Annotated in this window: 17 protein-coding genes; 10 read left to right on the top strand and 7 right to left on the bottom strand. The window is 61.7% G+C overall.

The annotated features are described in order from the left end of the window. Window positions 1-98: 98 nt before the first annotated feature. The 10 genes from aroQ (at window position 99) to ASB58_RS02655 (ending at window position 12,457) form a co-directional block, all read left to right on the top strand. On the top strand, window positions 99-542 hold the full coding sequence (aroQ, locus tag ASB58_RS02700; RefSeq protein WP_118129260.1) for a type II 3-dehydroquinate dehydratase: 444 nt from the start codon (window positions 99-101) through the stop codon (window positions 540-542). 33 nt (window positions 543-575) lie between these two features. Continuing rightward, window positions 576-1,031 (top strand): acetyl-CoA carboxylase biotin carboxyl carrier protein, encoded by a 456-nt coding sequence (gene accB / locus ASB58_RS02695; RefSeq protein WP_096003452.1) that lies wholly within the window; start codon window positions 576-578, stop codon window positions 1,029-1,031. Between the two features lie 19 nt (window positions 1,032-1,050). Further along, complete coding sequence (accC, locus tag ASB58_RS02690) at window positions 1,051-2,391, top strand: acetyl-CoA carboxylase biotin carboxylase subunit (protein WP_083723748.1); 1,341 nt, start codon at window positions 1,051-1,053, stop codon at window positions 2,389-2,391. A 155-nt stretch (window positions 2,392-2,546) separates the two neighbouring features. Beyond that, window positions 2,547-3,425 carry a 50S ribosomal protein L11 methyltransferase gene (gene prmA / locus ASB58_RS02685; protein WP_118129259.1) on the top strand — a complete coding sequence of 293 codons (879 nt, stop codon included), beginning with the start codon at window positions 2,547-2,549 and terminating at the stop codon, window positions 3,423-3,425. Window positions 3,426-3,496: 71 nt separating this feature from the next. Continuing rightward, a complete protein-coding gene (locus tag ASB58_RS02680; RefSeq protein WP_118129258.1) occupies window positions 3,497-4,771 on the top strand; it encodes a zinc-ribbon and DUF3426 domain-containing protein in 1,275 nt (424 codons plus the stop codon). 229 nt (window positions 4,772-5,000) lie between these two features. After that, window positions 5,001-5,987: a tRNA dihydrouridine synthase DusB gene (gene dusB, locus ASB58_RS02675; protein WP_096003449.1), complete on the top strand. Its 987-nt coding sequence runs from the start codon at window positions 5,001-5,003 to the stop codon at window positions 5,985-5,987. After that, on the top strand, window positions 5,984-6,307 hold the full coding sequence (gene fis / locus ASB58_RS02670) for a DNA-binding transcriptional regulator Fis (RefSeq protein ID WP_096003448.1): 324 nt from the start codon (window positions 5,984-5,986) through the stop codon (window positions 6,305-6,307). Before dusB ends, fis begins: the two co-directional genes overlap by 4 nt. A 169-nt stretch (window positions 6,308-6,476) precedes the next feature. After that, the gene (gene purH / locus ASB58_RS02665; protein WP_118129257.1) at window positions 6,477-8,084 is read left to right on the top strand and encodes a bifunctional phosphoribosylaminoimidazolecarboxamide formyltransferase/IMP cyclohydrolase; all 1,608 of its coding nucleotides are present in this window, start codon (window positions 6,477-6,479) and stop codon (window positions 8,082-8,084) included. Between the two features lie 91 nt (window positions 8,085-8,175). After that, the gene (gene purD / locus ASB58_RS02660; protein ID WP_118129256.1) at window positions 8,176-9,456 is read left to right on the top strand and encodes a phosphoribosylamine--glycine ligase; all 1,281 of its coding nucleotides are present in this window, start codon (window positions 8,176-8,178) and stop codon (window positions 9,454-9,456) included. Window positions 9,457-9,706: 250 nt separating this feature from the next. Then, a complete protein-coding gene (locus tag ASB58_RS02655; protein WP_118129255.1) occupies window positions 9,707-12,457 on the top strand; it encodes a response regulator in 2,751 nt (916 codons plus the stop codon). 211 nt (window positions 12,458-12,668) lie between these two features. On the opposite strand, the gene ASB58_RS02650 is transcribed toward ASB58_RS02655, so the two are convergent. The 7 genes from ASB58_RS02650 to ASB58_RS20155 form a co-directional block, all read right to left on the bottom strand. After that, on the bottom strand, window positions 12,669-14,903 hold the full coding sequence (locus ASB58_RS02650) for a YgiQ family radical SAM protein (RefSeq protein ID WP_118129254.1): 2,235 nt from the start codon (window positions 14,901-14,903) through the stop codon (window positions 12,669-12,671). A 2-nt stretch (window positions 14,904-14,905) separates the two neighbouring features. Beyond that, window positions 14,906-16,309, bottom strand: coding sequence for a replicative DNA helicase (gene dnaB, locus ASB58_RS02645; protein ID WP_083723765.1), 1,404 nt, complete (start codon window positions 16,307-16,309; stop codon window positions 14,906-14,908). Between the two features lie 133 nt (window positions 16,310-16,442). Continuing rightward, entirely contained in the window at window positions 16,443-16,889 is a 447-nt protein-coding gene (rplI, locus tag ASB58_RS02640; RefSeq protein ID WP_083723767.1) for a 50S ribosomal protein L9, read from the bottom strand. A gap of 18 nt (window positions 16,890-16,907) precedes the next feature. Continuing rightward, window positions 16,908-17,747, bottom strand: a complete 840-nt coding sequence (locus ASB58_RS02635) for a YybS family protein (RefSeq protein ID WP_235827249.1) — start codon at window positions 17,745-17,747, stop codon at window positions 16,908-16,910. Window positions 17,748-17,840: 93 nt separating this feature from the next. Continuing rightward, window positions 17,841-18,071 (bottom strand): 30S ribosomal protein S18, encoded by a 231-nt coding sequence (gene rpsR, locus ASB58_RS02630; RefSeq protein ID WP_083723771.1) that lies wholly within the window; start codon window positions 18,069-18,071, stop codon window positions 17,841-17,843. 40 nt (window positions 18,072-18,111) lie between these two features. Next, window positions 18,112-18,540, bottom strand: coding sequence for a 30S ribosomal protein S6 (rpsF, locus tag ASB58_RS02625; protein WP_083723773.1), 429 nt, complete (start codon window positions 18,538-18,540; stop codon window positions 18,112-18,114). A 16-nt stretch (window positions 18,541-18,556) separates the two neighbouring features. Then, window positions 18,557-18,766 (bottom strand): hypothetical protein (locus ASB58_RS20155; RefSeq protein ID WP_235827168.1); only part of this gene is annotated, 210 nt, incomplete at its 5' end.

Below are 18,766 nucleotides of genomic sequence, written 5' to 3'. Positions count from 1 at the left end.
GTCAATATTCCACTTATGGACAGGCCGGACGGATTGCGGCAAACTGCCAAAAAAATGCGACTGACGGGTCACCCGTCATACAACGGAACTTACGTACCATGGCCAGCATCCTGGTTCTGCACGGACCTAACCTGAACCGCCTGGGCAGCCGCGAACCCGGTGTTTACGGCGCCGCCACCCTGGAGCAGATCAACCAGCACCTGCGCGAGCGGGCAAGCCAGCGTGGTCACCACCTGCTGAGCCTGCAAAGCAACGCCGAGCACGAGCTGATCGAGCGCATTCACGCTGCCGGCGATGAAGCCATCGACTTCATCATCATTAATCCCGCCGCTTTTACCCATACCAGCGTGGCAATACGTGACGCATTGCTCGCAGTGAGCATCCCATTCATCGAAGTTCACTTATCCAACGTGTATAAGCGCGAACCTTTCCGTCATCACTCCTATTTCTCGGACGTTGCCGAAGGAGTGATTTGCGGTCTCGGCGCCCAGGGCTATGAGCTGGCTCTGCAGGCCGCCATCGAGAAGATCGAACAACACTGAATTACGCAAACCTGATCTGGAGTGCATGCATCAATGGACATTCGCAAAGTCAAAAAGCTGATCGAACTGCTGGAAGAGTCCGGTATCGACGAACTGGAAATTCATGAAGGCGAAGAGTCTGTGCGCATCAGCCGCCACAGCAAGCAGGTCGCCGCTCCGCAATATCAGGTCGCTCCGGCTCCGGTTGCCGCAGCCCCCGCACCGGCGGCAGCCCCGGCTGCAGCCGATGCACCGGCCGCCCCGGCCGAGCCCAGCGGTCACCTGGTTCGCTCGCCGATGGTCGGCACCTTCTACCGCTCGCCGTCACCGACTGCCGCGGTATTCGTTGAAGTTGGCCAGAGCGTCAAGGCCGGCGACGTACTGTGCATCGTCGAAGCCATGAAGATGATGAACCACATCGAAGCTGACAAGAGCGGCGTAGTGCAATCGATTCTGGTCGACAACGGCCAGCCGGTCGAATTCGATCAACCGCTGTTCAGCATCGCCTGAGCCCAACCTGGAGGCTGCGATGCAAAAAGTACTTATTGCCAACCGAGGTGAAATTGCCCTGCGGGTTATCCGCGCGTGCAAGGAACTTGGTCTGAAAACCGTGGCGGTGCACTCTACCGCCGACCGTGAACTCATGCACCTGGCCATGGCTGACGAATCCGTCTGTATCGGCCCGGCGCCCGCAACGCTGTCCTATCTGAATATTCCGGCGATCATCAGCGCCGCCGAAGTGACCGGCGCCGACGGCATTCATCCTGGCTACGGCTTCCTGGCCGAGAACGCCGATTTCGCCGAGCAGGTCGAGAACTCCGGCTTCACCTTTATCGGCCCCAGCGCCGCCGTGATCCGCCTGATGGGTGACAAGGTGTCGGCCATTGCCGCCATGAAGGAAACCGGCGTGCCCACAGTGCCCGGCTCCGACGGCCCGCTGCCCGAAGATGAAGCCGAATGCCTGAAGATTGCCCAGCGCGTTGGCTACCCGGTGATCATCAAGGCCGCCGGTGGCGGCGGTGGTCGCGGCATGCGCGTCGTGCATGAAGAGTCCGAGCTGATCAAGTCGATCAAGCTGACCCAGGTTGAAGCGGGCGCCGCCTTCGGCAACCCGATGGTGTACCTGGAGAAGTTCCTGACCAACCCGCGTCACGTGGAAGTTCAGGTACTGTCTGACGGTCAGGGCAACGCTGTTCATCTGGGCGATCGCGACTGCTCGCTGCAGCGCCGTCACCAGAAGATCATTGAAGAAGCACCTGCACCCGGCATCGACGAGAAGGCCCGTGCCGAGGTTCAGGCCCGCTGCGTTCAGGCCTGTATCGACCTGGGCTACCGTGGCGCCGGCACCTTCGAGTTCCTGTACGAGAACGGCGAGTTCTACTTCATCGAGATGAACACCCGCGTTCAGGTCGAGCACCCGGTCTCCGAAATGGTCACCGGCATCGACATCGTCAAAGAGCAAATCCTGGTCGCCTCCGGCCAGCCGCTGAGCATCACTCAGGACGACGTTGTCATCCGTGGCCACGCCATCGAGTGCCGCATCAACGCCGAAGACCCACGCACCTTCATGCCCAGCCCTGGCACCGTGACCTTCTATCACGCACCCGGCGGCAATGGCGTACGCGTTGATTCGCACCTGTACAGCGGCTACAAGGTCCCGCCGAACTACGACTCGCTGGTCGGCAAACTGATCACCTACGGCGCCAGCCGTGACGAAGCGCTCGCGCGCATGCGCAACGCAATCGACGAACTGGTAGTCGACGGCATCAAGACCAACACCCCGCTGCACCGTGAACTGGTACGCGACCCCGGCTTCTGCAAGGGCGGCGTCAACATTCACTATCTTGAGCACAAGCTGGGGTTGAAGTAAGCCCCAGCTGCAAGCTGCAAGCTGCAAGCTGCAAGCTGCAAGCTCACAGCGTATTATCTGCACCATTCGGGGAGCGAATTATCGCTCCCTTTGTTTTTCCGCTGATCTTGCAGCTTGAAGCTTGTCGCTTGCAGCTGCTCCGAAGGAGCCCCCCTATGTCCTGGCTGCAACTGCGTCTTGCCATTACCCCCGAACAGGCCCCTGCACTGGAGGACCAGTTACTGGCGCTGGGTGCGGTATCGGTCACCTTCATGGACGCCGAAGATCAGCCGATTTTCGAACCTGACCTGGGCACCACGCCGCTCTGGTCCAACACCCACCTGCTGGCGCTGTTCGAGGCCGACACCGACGGTGAGGCCCTGTTACAACACCTGCATCTGCTATGGCAGGCCGAGCTGCCGGCACATGAGCTGGAACAGATCGAGGATCAGGACTGGGAACGCAGCTGGATGGACAACTTCCACCCCATGCGCTTTGGCCAGCGCCTGTGGATTGTTCCCAGCTGGCACGCCGCGCCCGACCCCGATGCAGTCAACCTGCTGCTGGACCCGGGCCTGGCGTTCGGTACCGGCACGCATCCGACGACCTCCCTGTGCCTACAGTGGCTCGACGCCCAACAGCTGCAGGGCAAGACACTGATCGATTTTGGCTGCGGCTCGGGCATCCTGGCCATCGCCGGCCTGCTGCTGGGTGCAAAGCATGCGGTGGGCACCGACATCGACATTCAGGCGCTGGAAGCCTCACGCGACAATGCCCGGCGCAACCAGATTGCCGATGAACACTTCGACCTCTATCTGCCCGAGCACATGCCCGCAGCTCCTGCGGATGTGCTGGTAGCCAATATCCTCGCCGGTCCGCTGGTGAGCCTGGCGCCGCAGCTCGCCAGCCTGGTCAAACCCGGCGGACTGCTGGCGCTGTCCGGCATCCTCGCAGAGCAGACCGAGGAGATCCTGCAGGCCTACCAGGGCGACTTTGAGCTGGACCCCGTCGCAGAACAGGATGGCTGGATCCGGGTGAGCGGCAAGCGGCGATGACAGCGCGTCGCTAATACGGGCAAAATAGCCCTTTCGCCACTTACTCCACGTAACAGGACAGCCGGCCAGACATGAGCGAACTGCAGGTCACCCAGTGCCCCTTCTGCAAGACCCACTTTCGCCTCACTCAGGAGCAGCTGCAGGCTGCTGCCGGTAATGTGCGCTGCGGTGCCTGCCTGAAGGTGTTCAACGCTCTGCCTGCCGGGCAGGCCCGGTCCGCTGCCGAGCCCGCTGCTGCCAGTCAAGCTGTCGACAAACAGCAAACCCTGCTGATCCACGACGATCTGGAACTGGATGAGCTCGACCTGGAAGCCCTCGGCCTGGATGAGTCGATTCTGGACGAGCTGACGCCGCGCGAGGCCCCGCCCAAGCCAGCCACCCCTGAGCCCAAGCCGGCCAGTTTTGAACTGCTTGATGATGAGGAGTCCGAGCTGACCCTGGCCGAGACGGCCCGCCGGGACGACGAGCGCGTCGAACCCGGCTTCAGCAGCCTAGACAGCGATGACGAACTGGAGCTGAACGAGGCTTTTATGGCGACACCGAAGGCCCGCGACTTTGCGCCGGTTTTTGCCTCGCGCCCAGAGCCAGAAGACGAGCCAGAGCCTGAAGCAGAGCCGCCCGCCAAACCCGCGCGCGCCCATCAGGTGCCGCTGCAGGACACGGACAATAGCGCCATTTTCCGCCGTGGCCAGCCCGAAGGCCCGCTCTACGCCGATGACGCCTCGACCGATACCGCCAAGCAGCCGGAGTCGGAGGAAAACACCGACGACGAACGCGGGCGCACCGAACCCCGCCTGGACACCCGCCGTGTTCTGCCTGAGCTGGAAGATGAGCCACTGCAACTGGCCGCCCCGCTGAGCCGCCGCCGAGCCCGCAGCAACCTGCTCTGGGGCGCGCTATGCCTGCTCGCCGTTCTCGGCCTGGCAGCGCAGGCCGTGTACTACAACTTTGACGCCTGGGCACGCGACAACCAGCTGCGCCCAGTCATGCAGGACATCTGCCTGGTTGCCGGCTGCCAGTTGCCGGCTCGCGTTGATATCAGCCAGATCCGCAGCAGCAACCTGCTGGTCAGGCCGCATCCGGAGTTCCCCAACAGTCTGGATATCAACGTGATCATCTATAACCGGGCAGACTACTCGCAACCTTTCCCGGTTATCCGCATGCAGTTCAGCAACAGCCGAGGCGAGACGGTCAGCAGCAAGGACTTCCGCCCAGAAGAGTACCTGGCGGGCGAGCTGGCCGGGCGCAACCTGATGCCGTCACAAACGCCCATCCATATAGCCCTGAACATGGTCGCGCCAGGCAGCGCGGCCGTCAGCTACCAGCTGGACTTTGTGGCGCCCTGATGATTCCGCGGTCAAAGCGTCATCCTTTCGTCGAGTACCCGAGCACATTTGCGCGCAGCTGACCTAAACTGGCTGTACAAAAAACGCCCAGCACAGTCTTTAACCGGCCATACTTTGCGGGTATCATGGCGACCCTTTTCGCACTTCATCACCCTGACCGGGACACCGGACGGGCTGCCGTGCTGTTGTTACAGCACAGACCACCGGGCATTACAGGGATGGACCAGCAGTGATCAGTATCGGACCTTACCAGTTAGCCAATCGTGTCATTCTGGCCCCTATGGCCGGGGTTACCGATCAGCCCTTCCGGCAGCTGTGCCGCCGCCTGGGTGCCGGTCTGGTGGTATCCGAGATGGTGACCAGCGATACCCGTCTGTGGAACAGCCGCAAATCACGCCTGCGCTTGCAGCACGACGGCGAACCCGAACCCCGTTCGGTACAGATTGCCGGCGGCGATCCCGAGATGATGGCCGAGGCCGCGCGCATGAACGCCCAGCTCGGCGCCCAGATCATTGACATCAATATGGGCTGCCCGGCCAAGAAGGTCTGCAACAAGGCGGCCGGCTCCGCGCTGCTGCGTGATGAACCGCTGGTGGCCGCCATCTGTGCGGCAGTGGTGCAGGCGGTGGACATTCCCGTCACCCTGAAAATCCGCACCGGCTGGGACCCCGAGAACCGCAACGCCCTGCGCATCGCGCGTATTGCCGAAGACAGCGGCATTCAGGCGCTGGCCGTGCATGGCCGAACCCGCTCCGAGCTATACACCGGCCATGCCGAGTACGACACCATCGCCGCAGTAAAGCAAAGCATCTCGATTCCGGTGTTTGCCAACGGCGACATCGACAGCCCGCAAAAGGCCGCCGAGGTACTCCAGCATACTGGAGCCGATGCGGTGATGATCGGCCGCGCCGCCCAGGGCCGCCCCTGGATCTTCCGCGAAATCGACCACTACCTGCGCAGCGGAGAGCTGCTGGCCGAGCCGCCGCTAGCCGAGCAGGAGCAAATACTAATGCAGCACCTCAAGGCCCTGCATACTTTCTATGGCGCTGAACACGGCGCCCGTATCGCCCGCAAGCACGTCAGCTGGTACCTGCAGACCCTGCCAGGTGCCGGCGAGTTTCGCCGCGACTTCAACCGCATCACCGACGCTGACCAGCAGGCAAGCGCCATTGCCGGCTACTTCAGCCGCCTGTTGGACGGAGATCTGGCAGCATGAATTTCGACACAACCCTACCTGATGGAAACCCCACTGTGAGCGACAGCAGTCAATCCACCCTTCCCGCCAGCGGGATCAACGACACCCGCGATCAAAGAACGCTGCGCGACAGCGTCGAGGACGCCCTGCACAACTACTTTCAGCACCTTGAGGGGCAGGACGTGACCGACGTCTACAACATGGTGCTGTCCGAAGTCGAAGCGCCGCTGCTCGAAAGCGTGATGAACTACGTCAAGGGCAACCAGACCCGCGCCTCCGAAGTGCTGGGCCTGAACCGCGGCACCCTGCGCAAGAAGCTCAAGCAGTACGGATTGCTCTGAAACAGCTGGCTGAAGGCTAGAAGCTGAAAGCTGGAAGTTAGCAGCAGTCAGAGGTGAGCCGGGCAGCCGGCCTCTTTTGGCACAACGAGCCAGACCTCCCAGCCTAAAGCGTTCAGCCCAACCCGACCATGAATGACTCGACACGACAACCTCCTAGCCTGGATCCAAGATGACCGACCAAACTACCCGCCTGCCGGTACGCCGTGCGCTGATCAGCGTTTCTGACAAAACCGGTATCGTCGATTTTGCCCGCGAGCTGAGCGCCCAAGGCGTTGAAATCCTGTCTACCGGGGGCACCTACAAGCTGCTCTGCGAGCAGGGCATCAAGGCCGTTGAAGTCGCTGACTACACCGGCTTCCCGGAAATGATGGACGGCCGGGTCAAGACCCTGCACCCGAAAATCCATGGCGGCATCCTCGGTCGTCGCGATATCGACGGTGACGTCATGGCCGAGCATGGCATCCAGCCCATCGACATGGTCGTGGTCAACCTCTACCCCTTCGCCGCCACTGTCGCCAAGCCCGGCTGCACCCTGCCCGATGCCATTGAAAACATCGACATTGGCGGCCCGACCATGGTTCGCAGCGCCGCTAAGAACCACAAGGACGTTGCCATCGTCGTCAATGCCGGCGATTACAGCAGCATCGCGCAAGCCCTGAAGAGCGGCGGCCTGACCTACGCCCAGCGCTTTGACCTGGCCCTGAAGGCGTTTGAGCACACCGCTGCCTACGACGGCATGATCGCCAACTACCTCGGCACCATCGAGCAGACCCGCGACACCCTGAGCACCGAGGACCGCGCCGCCTTCCCGCGCACCTTCAACAGCCAGTTCATCAAGGTGCAGGACATGCGCTACGGCGAGAACCCGCACCAGGCCGCCGCCTTCTACAAGGAAGCCGCTCCGAGCGAGGCCAGCATCGCCACCGCGATTCAGCTGCAGGGCAAGGAACTGTCCTACAACAACGTCGCCGATACCGATGCTGCACTGGAGTGCGTCAAGGGCTTCACCAAGCCGGCCTGCGTCATCGTCAAGCACGCCAACCCCTGCGGCGTGGCCGTGGTGCCGGAAGACGAAGGCGGTATCCGCAAGGCCTACGATCTGGCCTGGGCCACCGACAGCGAATCCGCCTTCGGCGGCATCATCGCCTTCAACCGCGAGCTGGACGGCGCCACCGCTGCCGCCATCGTTGAGCGTCAGTTTGTTGAAGTCATCATCGCCCCGCGCATCAGCGCCGAAGCCCGCGCCGCAGTCGCCGCCAAAGCCAACGTACGCCTGCTCGAATGCGGTGAGCTGAGCGGTGAACGCCAGGCCGACTGGGACTTCAAGCGCGTCAACGGCGGTCTGCTGGTGCAGAGCCGCGACATCGGCATGATCACCGCAGACGACCTGAAGATCGTCACCAAGCGCGCACCGACCGAACAGGAAATCCACGACCTGGTGTTCGCCTGGAAAGTCGCCAAGTTCGTCAAATCCAATGCCATCGTCTACGCCAAAGGCCGCCAGACCATCGGTGTCGGCGCCGGCCAGATGAGCCGCGTCAACTCCGCCCGCATCGCCGCCATCAAGGCCGAGCACGCCGGCCTGCAGGTCGCCGGCGCAGTCATGGCATCCGATGCGTTCTTCCCGTTCCGCGACGGCATCGATAATGCCGCCAAGGTCGGCATCAGCGCCGTTATCCAGCCCGGCGGTTCGATGCGCGACCAGGAAGTGATCGACGCCGCCGACGAAGCCGGCATGGCCATGGTCTTCACCGGCATGCGCCATTTCCGCCACTAATCCCTGAGCCGCAAGCCGCAAACCGCAAGCAGAGCGCCCCACAGCGCCGCTTGCAGCTTGAAGCTTGAAGCTCTCTCCACAGGAGAGTTACATGAATGTACTGATTATCGGCAGCGGCGGGCGTGAGCACGCGCTGGCGTGGAAAGTGGCGCAGGATGAGCGCGTCGAGAAGGTCTTTGTCGCCCCGGGCAACGCCGGCACTGCGATCGAGGCCAAGTGCGAAAACGTCGCCATCGACGTGCTGGAGCTGGACAAGCTGGTCGAATTTGCCAAGGACAACGTCAGCCTGACCATCGTCGGTCCCGAGGCACCACTGGTAGCGGGTGTCGTTGATCGCTTCCGCGAGCACGGCCTGCCCTGCTTTGGCCCGACCGCCGGTGCCGCGCAGCTGGAAGGTTCCAAGGCCTTCACCAAGGACTTTTTGGCCCGTCACCAGATTCCGACCGCCGAGTACCAGAACTTTACCGAGATCGAGCCCGCGCTGGCTTACCTGCGCGAGAAAGGCGCACCGATCGTCATCAAGGCCGACGGCCTGGCTGCGGGCAAGGGCGTGATCGTTGCCATGACGTTGCAGGAAGCCGAGGATGCCGTGCGCGACATGCTGGCCGGCAACGCCTTCGGCGAAGCAGGCTCACGCGTAGTCATCGAGGAGTTTCTCGACGGCGAAGAAGCCAGCTTCATCGTCATGGTCGACGGCGAACACGTGCTGCCGATGGCCACCAGCCAGGATCACAAGCGCGTTGGCGACGGCGACACCGGCCCCAATACCGGCGGCATGGGCGCCTACTCTCCCGCTCCAGTGGTCACCGACGAGGTTCATCAGCGCGTCATGGAACAGGTCATCTGGCCAACCGTGCGTGGCATGGCTGCCGAAGGCAACGTCTACACCGGCTTCCTCTACGCCGGTTTGATGATCGATGCCGCAGGCAACCCCAAGGTGATCGAATTCAACTGCCGCTTCGGCGATCCGGAAACCCAGCCGATCATGCTGCGCCTGCAATCCAGCCTGGTTGCGCTGGTCGAAGCAGCAAACGCCGGCACCTTGGATCAAGTTGACGCCAAGTGGGACCCGCGTTGCAGCCTGGGCGTCGTATTGGCTGCCGGCGGCTACCCGGCTGACTACGCCAAAGGTGACGTCATCAACGGCCTGGATGTCGCTGTCAGCGACAGCGGCAAGGTCTTCCACGCCGGCACCGCGCTGAAGGACGGTCAAGTGACCACCAGCGGCGGCCGCGTTCTGTGCGCCACCGCACTAGGCAACAGCGTGCGCGAAGCCCAGCAGGGTGCCTATCGACTGGCCGAACAGATCAGCTGGAACGGCTGTTTCTACCGCAAGGATATCGGCTACCGCGCCATTGCCCGCGAAAGCTAGGCGTCATCGGGCATGCCTGGGGCCCCGCACTAGGGAGCCCAGGCATGGCCACAAGCAAGCACACAGGATGCCCAGGCCGGGATTTTGGCTCGGCGCGCGGGCATTAGCCGCAAAACTTCATCCGCCCGGGCATCAGGGTCCGGACGGACAGAAGACTGTCCGCTTGATCCGTTTCGAGCGAGTCCACACTGGGCTATACTGGCCCACGAATCGTTGAAACCGGATATCCAAACCAAGGACAGGACCCCACGTGAAGCCAGTCAGTTCACTGCTGCTCGCCCTGCTGCTCGGCATCGCCTTCACGTTCACCAGTTGGGTTGATACGGTGGAAAGCAGCACGCCTGCCTACCGTACCTTCGTCGACCCCGGTGGCAATCTGACGCTGCAGGACATTCTCTCCAATCGCTACGCGAACCGCTTTATCCCCGCACCGGAAGGTCCTTTGCGTCTGCCCGGCAACAACGGCACCCTGTGGGTCGAATTCACCCTCGACTCGGTACAGGACAAACTACTGACCATCGACAACCCGGCCATCGGCCTGATCGAAGTCTACCGCCTGACCCAGAACGAGCCGCGCCAGCTCTACCGCACCGGCACCAGCCAACCCTTCAGCAGCCGTCCGCTACCCTTTCACGGCTACGCGTTCCCACTCGACGGCAGCAGCGTTGCAGGCGACACCCTGCTGCTGCGCCTGAAGAACGACTACCCACTGGCTGCCCGCATCGTGTTGCAGGATATTGCGGCGGCCGCTGCAGAGCACTCCATGCAGCAGACCGTACAGGGGATTCTGGTGGGGCTGCTGCTTGCCCTGTTCCTGCATGGCATGCTGCACGGTCTGATTGGTCGCGACCCATTTCATCTGCTGCTGGCGGCCGCTGGCCTGGTGCTTGCCGCCAGCAATGTCACGGCGCTGAACTGGATCGTCAGTCTGCTGCCGCAACTGCATGGCCAACCCGGACAGATACTGCTGCTAAGCGCCTATCCGTTACTGGCCCTGTTGCTGCTCAGCCAGCTCAACGCCCGACAGACCAAGGGGCTGCAACGTGCTGTGTATGGCCTGGCCATCGCCAGCGCTCTGCTGGTTGCCATCGCCGCTGCGTTCCCGCCCCTGTTCCGCTTTATCTCCAACCTGATGCTGATCGGCCTGCCGGCCTGCATGCTGGTCATTCTCGGCCTTCTGCATACCACGCAACAGCAATGGGACCGCCCCTTCAGCCTGGGCGCTGTGCTACTGCTCGGCCAGGGCCTGGTTGCCGAGTACATTGGCAAGCAACTGCCACACGCCTACCTGGCTGATTTGCTGCTCTGGAGCGCGCTGGTCAGCTTCAGCTGGAGCCTGTACCGCCGCCTGCAACTGCAGCTCACACGCCGCATTCGCGAGCGGCAGGATAGCGCCACGGCTCGCGCCGAACAGCGCGCCAAGGCCGAGTTTCTGGCCCGCATAAGCCATGAAATACGCACCCCTATGAACGGCGTGCTGGGCATGAGTGAACTGCTGCTGGACACCGCTCTCTCGGCCAAGCAACGCGACTACGTACAAACCATTCACGGCTCGGGCAATGATCTGCTCAACCTGATCAATGAAATTATCGACATGTCGAGACTGGAGTCAGGTCAACTGACGCTGGAGCGCGTACAGTTTGACCTGCATGCACTGGTCAACGACTGCCTCGACATCTACCGCATACGCGCCGAGGCGCAGGGCGTCGAGCTGATCGGCTTCGTGCATCCGGAGGTTCCGCGCACACTGCAGGGCGATCCTACCCGCCTGCGGCAGGTGCTGATGAACCTGCTGGCCAACGCCTTGCATCAGACCGACTCAGGTGAAGTACTGCTGGTCGTCGGACTGGAGAAACGCGACAACACCCCGCAGCTGCGCTTTGCCGTGCAGGACACCGGCGAGAACATGCCGGAAGAGGCGCGAGACAGCCTGCTCAACAGCGACTTCAAGGTCACCCGCTTCCTCGACCAGTCCGACACCGACGGCAAGCTACCGCTGGTCATCACCCGCCAGTTGATCGGCATGATGCAGGGCCAGATCGGCATCAAGGCCAGCGGTGAGCAGGGCAACACGGTCTGGTTTACCCTGCCGGCAACCCATCTGGACAACCCGGCAGAAGAAGCCTCCGCCGAGGGCCGCAGTCTGGTTGACCGCAGCATTCTGATCGTTGACGACAACGCCACCTGCCGCAAGGTGCTGCAGCAGCAAACCACCGCCTGGGGTATGCGCGCCCAGAGCGCGTCAAGCGGCCGTGAGGCACTGGCGACGCTGCGCAACCAGGCCAACCTGGGGAATCCCTTCGACATCATTCTGCTGGATCAGTCGATGCCAGGTATGAGTGGCGTGGAGCTGGCCAGCCGCATCAAGGATGACCCCGTGCTGGGCAACGACCTGCTGATCATCATGCTGACCGGCATCAATCAGGTGCCCAGCCGCGTGATTGCGCGAAATGCCGGCATCCGCCGCATTCTCAGCAAACCGGTCGCCGGCTACACCCTGCGCACGACCCTGATTGACGAATGGAGTCAGCGCCGCGCCGCCTCCGGCGACACTGCTGATCGCGATCAGCAGGAAACCGAGCAGGACAGCGGCATGGATGGGGAGTACCGGGTTTTGATTGCCGAAGACAACGCCATTTCCACCAAGGTGATCCTCGGCATGCTGGCAAAGCTGGGTGTGTCGGCAACGGCAGTAGACAACGGCGCCCGGGCGGTCGAGGCCGTGCAACAGCAAAGCTTTGATCTGGTGCTGATGGACTGCGAGATGCCCGAGATGGATGGTTTCACTGCAGCGGAACAGATACGTCGCTGGGAGCAACGCAGCGGCGCTCAGCCCATTCCGGTGATTGCGCTGACGGCTCATATCCTGCCGGAGCACCGCGAGCGCGCCCGCAAAGCCGGCATGAACGGACACATGGCCAAGCCGGTCGAGCTCAATCAGCTGCGCGAGCAACTGCAGCATTGGCGCGCATTGAAAAACGACACCCTCAGCCTGCTGTAATGCAGCAGGCTGCACAGACCGACAGGATCGCTACGCGGCGCTTGCGCCAGCGTAGTCTGCCCACCAGTTCAGCCAGGTTTCGTTCCACATAAGCCACCTCCAGACCAGGTCTGCAGCACGGCCCTCTGGCCACGCTTTACAGACACCACTCTAGAAGCATAGGACAACTCGAGCCATTTGAAAGCCGCTATAGGTGCAATAGCGGCGGTCTTCAGCGGCTCTTGCGCCCTGCTCCGCTGCCGGTGCGCGAGCGCTTGCTCTGGCTCTTGCCTGCACCTGTTTCACGCGGAGGCAAGCCGGTGTGCTGAGTCAGCATGCGGCCGGCCTTCTTGCTGCCGGTTGGCGTAGAGTTTTTGCGCCGCGCACTCTGGTAGCTGCCTACCGCCGGCTGGAAGCTGGGAATCAACTGATGCTTGCCATTACCGATCAAGTCGGCGCGTCCCATGCTTTTGAGCGCCTCACGCAGCAATGGCCAGTTGTTCGGGTCGTGGTAACGCAGAAACGCCTTGTGCAAACGACGCTGGCGCTCGCCCTTGACGGTACCGACAGCATCGCTCTTGTAGGTCACCTTACGCAGCGGGTTCTTGCCCGAGTGGTACATGGCCGTCGCAGTCGCCATCGGCGAGGGATAGAATGCCTGCACCTGATCCGCACGGAAGCCGTTACGTTTCAACCAGAGCGCCAGGTTCATCATGTCTTCATCGGTGGTACCCGGGTGGGCGGCGATAAAGTACGGGATGAGGTACTGCTCCTTGCCCGCCTCTTTCGAGAACTTCTCGAACATCTGCTTGAAGCGGTCATAGCTGCCGATGCCGGGCTTCATCATCTTGCTGAGCGGCCCTTCCTCGGTGTGCTCCGGCGCAATCTTCAGATAGCCGCCGACATGGTGGGTCACCAGCTCTTTCACGTATTCCGGCGACTCTACCGCCAGGTCATAGCGCAAACCCGAGGCAATCAGGATTTTCTTCACCCCTGGCAGCGCGCGCGCCTTGCGGTACAGCTCAATCAGCGAGGAGTGGTCGGTATTGAGGTTGTCGCAGATGCCCGGATACACGCAGGACGGCTTGCGACAAGCGGCCTCGATTTCCGGGCTTTTGCAGGCGATACGGTACATGTTGGCGGTGGGACCACCCAGATCAGACACCACTCCGGTAAAGCCCGGTACCTTGTCGCGCATATCCTCGATCTCGCGAATGATCGAATCATGCGAGCGGTTCTGAATGATGCGCCCTTCATGCTCGGTGATCGAACAGAAGGTACAACCACCAAAGCAGCCGCGCATGATATTGACCGAGAAGCGAATCATCTCGTAGGCCGGGATGCGCTCCCCGCCATAGACCGGGTGCGGCACGCGCGCATAGGGCAAGCCGAAGACGTAGTCCATCTCCTCGGTGCTCAGCGGAATCGGCGGCGGGTTGAACCAGACATCGCGGTCACCATGGCGCTGCACCAGCGCACGGGCGTTCCCCGGGTTGGTCTCCAGGTGCAGCACGCGGTTGGCATGGGCATAGAGCACCGGATCACCCTTGACCTTCTCAAAGGCAGGCAGCCGGATCACGGTACGGTCGCGTTCAAGCCGCGGGTGCGGCAACAGCTCGATTACCTGGACCTCGTCGGCCGTCGACTCGGGCTCCGGCCCCTTGGCCTGCTCCACCGCGCAGGCGGCAGTGTCCTGGGTGTTGACGTAGGGGTTGATGATCTTGTCGATCTTGCCGGGGCGGTCGATGCGGGTGGAGTCCAGCTCAAACCAGCCTTCGGGCGTGTCACGACGAATAAAGGCCGTACCACGCACATCGGTAATGTCCTGAACCGACTCACCGCGACTCAGACGATGAGCAACTTCGACGACAGCACGCTCGGCGTTACCGTAGAGCAGGATATCGGCCTTGGCATCGACCAGCAGCGAATGCCGCACCTTGTCCTGCCAGTAGTCGTAATGGGCGATACGGCGCAGCGACGCCTCGATGCCACCGAGCACGATAGGCACATCCTTGAAGGCCTCCCGGCAGCGCTGGCTGTAAACCAGGCTGGCGCGGTCGGGGCGTTTGCCACCCTGCCCGCCGGCGGTGTAGGCGTCATCGGACCGCACCTTGCGGTCGGCCGTATAGCGATTGATCATCGAGTCCATGTTGCCGGCAGCCACCCCAAAGAACAGGTTGGGCTTGCCGAGCTTCATGAAGTCCTGCTTGCTGTGCCAGTCCGGCTGGCTGATGATGCCAACGCGATACCCTTGCGCCTCCAGCAAGCGGCCGATCACCGCCATACCGAACGAGGGATGATCCACGTAGGCGTCACCGGTAACGATGATCACATCGCAGCTGTCCCAGCCCAGTTGATCCATTTCCTCACGACTGACCGGCATAAAGGGCGCCGGACCGAAACACTCGGCCCAGTAACGTGGATAGTCGAACAGCTGATGCTTGGCGACCGGAATAGAGACGGCCATCTTCACTCCTCCCCGTAGCCGGAGTACGAGCCGGGCGCGAGGTTTTCAAAACGGGTGTATTTGCCCAGAAACGCCATCCGTGCCGTGCCGATGGGGCCATTACGCTGCTTGCCGATAATCAGCTCCGCGATCCCCTTGTCCTGGGTATCCGGATGATAGACCTCATCACGATAGACAAACATGATGACGTCGGCGTCCTGCTCGATCGCACCGGACTCACGCAAGTCGGAGTTGATCGGGCGCTTGTTGGGGCGCTGCTCCAGCGAGCGGTTGAGCTGCGATAGCGCGATGACCGGCACGTTGAACTCCTTCGCCAACGCCTTGAGCGAGCGGGAAATCTCGGAGATCTCGTTGGTCCGGTTTTCCGACGCCGCGCCGCCGATACGCATCAACTGCAGGTAGTCGATCATGATCAACCCGAGGTCCCCGTGCTCACGCACGATCCGGCGGGCGCGGGTACGCATCTCCATCGGCGACAGACCTGCGGTGTCGTCGATAAACAGTTTGCGGTCATTGAGCATATTGACCGCCGAGGTCAGGCGCGGCCAATCCTCGTCATCCAGCCGACCTGAGCGCACCTTGGTCTGGTCGATACGCCCGAGGGAAGACAGCATACGCATGATCAGCGATTCACCTGGCATCTCCAGCGAGAACACCAGTACCGCCTTGTCACTGCGCATCACCGCATTTTCTACCAGGTTCATGGCAAAGGTGGTCTTACCCATGGAGGGACGACCCGCGACGATAATCAGGTCAGCTGGCTGCAGGCCGGAAGTCATGTTGTCCAGCTCGGTAAAGCCGGTCGACAGGCCGGTAATCGAGCCCTCACTGTTGAACAGCGTGTCGATACGATCGATCGCCTTGGTCAGCAGGGCATTGACCCCTTCCGGCCCACCGGTCTTTGGGCGGCTTTCGGCAATCGAAAAAATCTTGCGTTCGGCGTCATCGAGCACCTCGGTCGCCTGCATACCCTTGGGGTTGAAGGCGGTATCGGCTATCTCGGTGCTGACGCTGATCAGCTGGCGCAGGGTGGAGCGCTCACGGATGATCTGGGCGTAGGCGCTGATGTTGGCCACCGAGGGGGTGTTCTTCGCCAGCTGCCCGAGGTAGGCCAGGCCACCGACCTGGTCGGTCAGCCCTTCCTTGTCCAGCTCTTCCGCCAGGGTCACCACGTCAAACGGCAGATTGCGCGAGGCCAGACGCACCAGCGCCTGAAAGATCAACCGATGGTCGTGGCGATAAAAATCGCTGTCAGTCAGCTGTTCGGCGACTCGCTCCCAGGCCATGTTGTCCAGCATCACGCCGCCAAGTACTGCCTGCTCGGCCTCAATCGAGTGCGGGGGCACCTTCAAGGCTGCGGTCTGCAGGTCCAGCTCGGGACGGTCGGTATACAGTGATTCGGTCATGGGAGTGCGCTCAAAACAGCCTGATCAGAAATGCAACACGGCGCCTGTCCGCAGACAGGCGCCGTGTTGAAGTCTAACGACAAAGCCCCGGCAAATCATCCGCTCAAGGCGGATAGCGCGAGGCCAATCGTTATTAGCCGGCCACAACAACCAGCTTGACGGTAGCGTCAACGTCGGTGTGCAGCTGCACGTCGATGTCGAACTCGCCAACGGTACGCAGCGCGCCGTCGGGCAGACGGACTTCGCTCTTCTCGATGGCAACGCCAGCTGCAGTCACAGCGTCGGCGATGTCACGAGTACCGATGGAACCGAACAGCTTGCCCTCTTCACCGGCGTTAGCGGCGATGGTGACAGTCAGATCAGCCAGTTTGGCAGCGCGGGCTTCAGCCTCGGCTTTCTTCTCGGCAGCGATCTTTTCCAGTTCGGCGCGGCGTGCTTCAAAAGCAGCTACGTTATCAGCAGTGGCCGGGGTGGCCTTGCCGAAGGGCAGCAGGAAATTGCGAGCGTAACCAGCTTTAACAGCGACTTTGTCGCCCAGGTTACCCAGGTTCGCGATCTTTTCGAGCAGGATAACTTCCATTGCGATGACCTCTTTAATTCAACCTTGACCGTTTGAGTCATCGTTGCCGCCGCCGGAAACCGGCTGAAGGCGGGAACGGAAATCAAACAGACTATCAATAAACGCCAAAATCATGATCAGGGGGTACAGCACTTGCCACACGAACAGTAACGCTACGTACAGCACGACCAGCGGCCCGATACCCAGGCGCTTGATACCGACCACACCGTGCACCAGCGCCAGGCCAGCAAACAGCAGCGGCACGGTGGCCACCGGCGCCAACAGCACCAGGCCATCAACCTGCGGCGCACCAAACACGGCCAGAAGCAATACCAGGCCCATCCAGGGCGCCAACCGCAGGCGGTGAAACTCCTCGCGGAAACCACCCGGGTTGTACAGCCTGGCTTGCCAAGCGCGCGCCAGCATCAAGCTGACCAGCGTCATGGCTGCATGGGTGGCACCCATCAGTCCAGCCAACAGCGGCACCAGCATGGTCTGAAGGCGTGCCAGAGCAGCCTCGTCAACCTCGCCCAGCTCGCTGAGCATCTGCGGCAGAGCCGCCTGGATCTGCTCGGCCAACTGCTGTAAGGGGGCTTGCAGTGTCGCCATCAGCACCAGGGCAAATACCAGCCCCAGCGGTGCGGCCGCCATGGTCACCAGTGACCACTCGCTGTGCTGACGCAACAACAGCGCCAGCGCGGCACTCCCCAGCAGTACCAGCAGCGGGGTCGGATCGCCTATCAGGGCCCAGGCCAGCGCGGGTAGCGCGCCCCAGACCACAACCGACTTGCCTTCCGACCAGCCGCGGCGCAATAACACCAGCGCCAGCACTACTGCACCAAACCAGAACAACAGGGGGACGGCGACTGACAAACCCACCACCAGGGTAGCTTGCCTGCGACCGCGCATTATGAATTCAGCGAGCCCCTGCATGCCGATTCGGCTTCCCGATCAATTACTTTTGGCTACCAATCAACGACCGTGGCCGTCGGTGTAAGGCAGCAGAGCCAGGTAGCGGGCGCGCTTGATAGCAACGGCCAGCTGACGCTGGTACTTGGCCTTGGTACCGGTGATGCGGCTCGGGACAATCTTGCCGGTCTCGGTGACATAGGCCTTCAGAGTGTTGAGATCTTTGTAATCGATCTCTTTTACGCCTTCAGCGGTAAAACGGCAGAACTTTCTGCGACGGAAAAAACGTGCCATGGCAGCGTCTCCTTAATTCTGGAATGGGAACTGAAAAAACTTACTCGTCGTCACCGTTGTCGTCGGCGTCGTTGCTGTTGTCAGCATTGTCGTTGGAATCGTTGTCGTCGTTGCGCTCGCGACGCTCGCGACGCTCACCACGACCACTTTCCTCGGACTTGAGCATGTCAGACTGTTCGGTAACGGCTTCGTCACGGCGGATGACCATGTTACGGATAACGGCATCGTTGTAACGGAAGTTTTCGCTCAGCTCATCCAGTGCCTTGGCGCTGCACTCAACGTTCATCATGATGTAGTGAGCTTTGTGGATCTTGTCGATCGGGTAAGCCAGCTGGCGGCGGCCCCAATCTTCCAGACGGTGTACTTTACCGCCGTCTTCTTCGATCACTTTGCTGTAGCGCTCAACCATCGCGCTAACCTGCTCGCTCTGGTCCGGATGAACCAGGAATACGATTTCGTAATGACGCATATAAGCTCCTTACGGGTTATAGCCAGCTGCCCAAACAGTCTGGCAAGGAGTGGAACATAGGGTTTGGGGCGGCCATTCTAGTGAAGCGCCGCTCGGCTTGCAAGGGAAATGCCAGCAGCAGCCCGTAGGCAGGTAAAGCCTGGAAGCTGGAAGCTGGAAGCTGGAAGCTGGAAGCTGGAAGCTGGAAGCTGGAAGCTGGAAGCTGGAAGCTGGAAGCTGGAAGCTG

This window comes from Pseudomonas abyssi (assembly GCF_003444685.1).
Taxonomy (GTDB): Bacteria; Pseudomonadota; Gammaproteobacteria; order Pseudomonadales; family Pseudomonadaceae; genus Halopseudomonas; species Halopseudomonas abyssi.
Note: the sequence above shows the minus strand (reverse complement) of the source record. Positions and strands in the feature narration are given on the sequence as shown.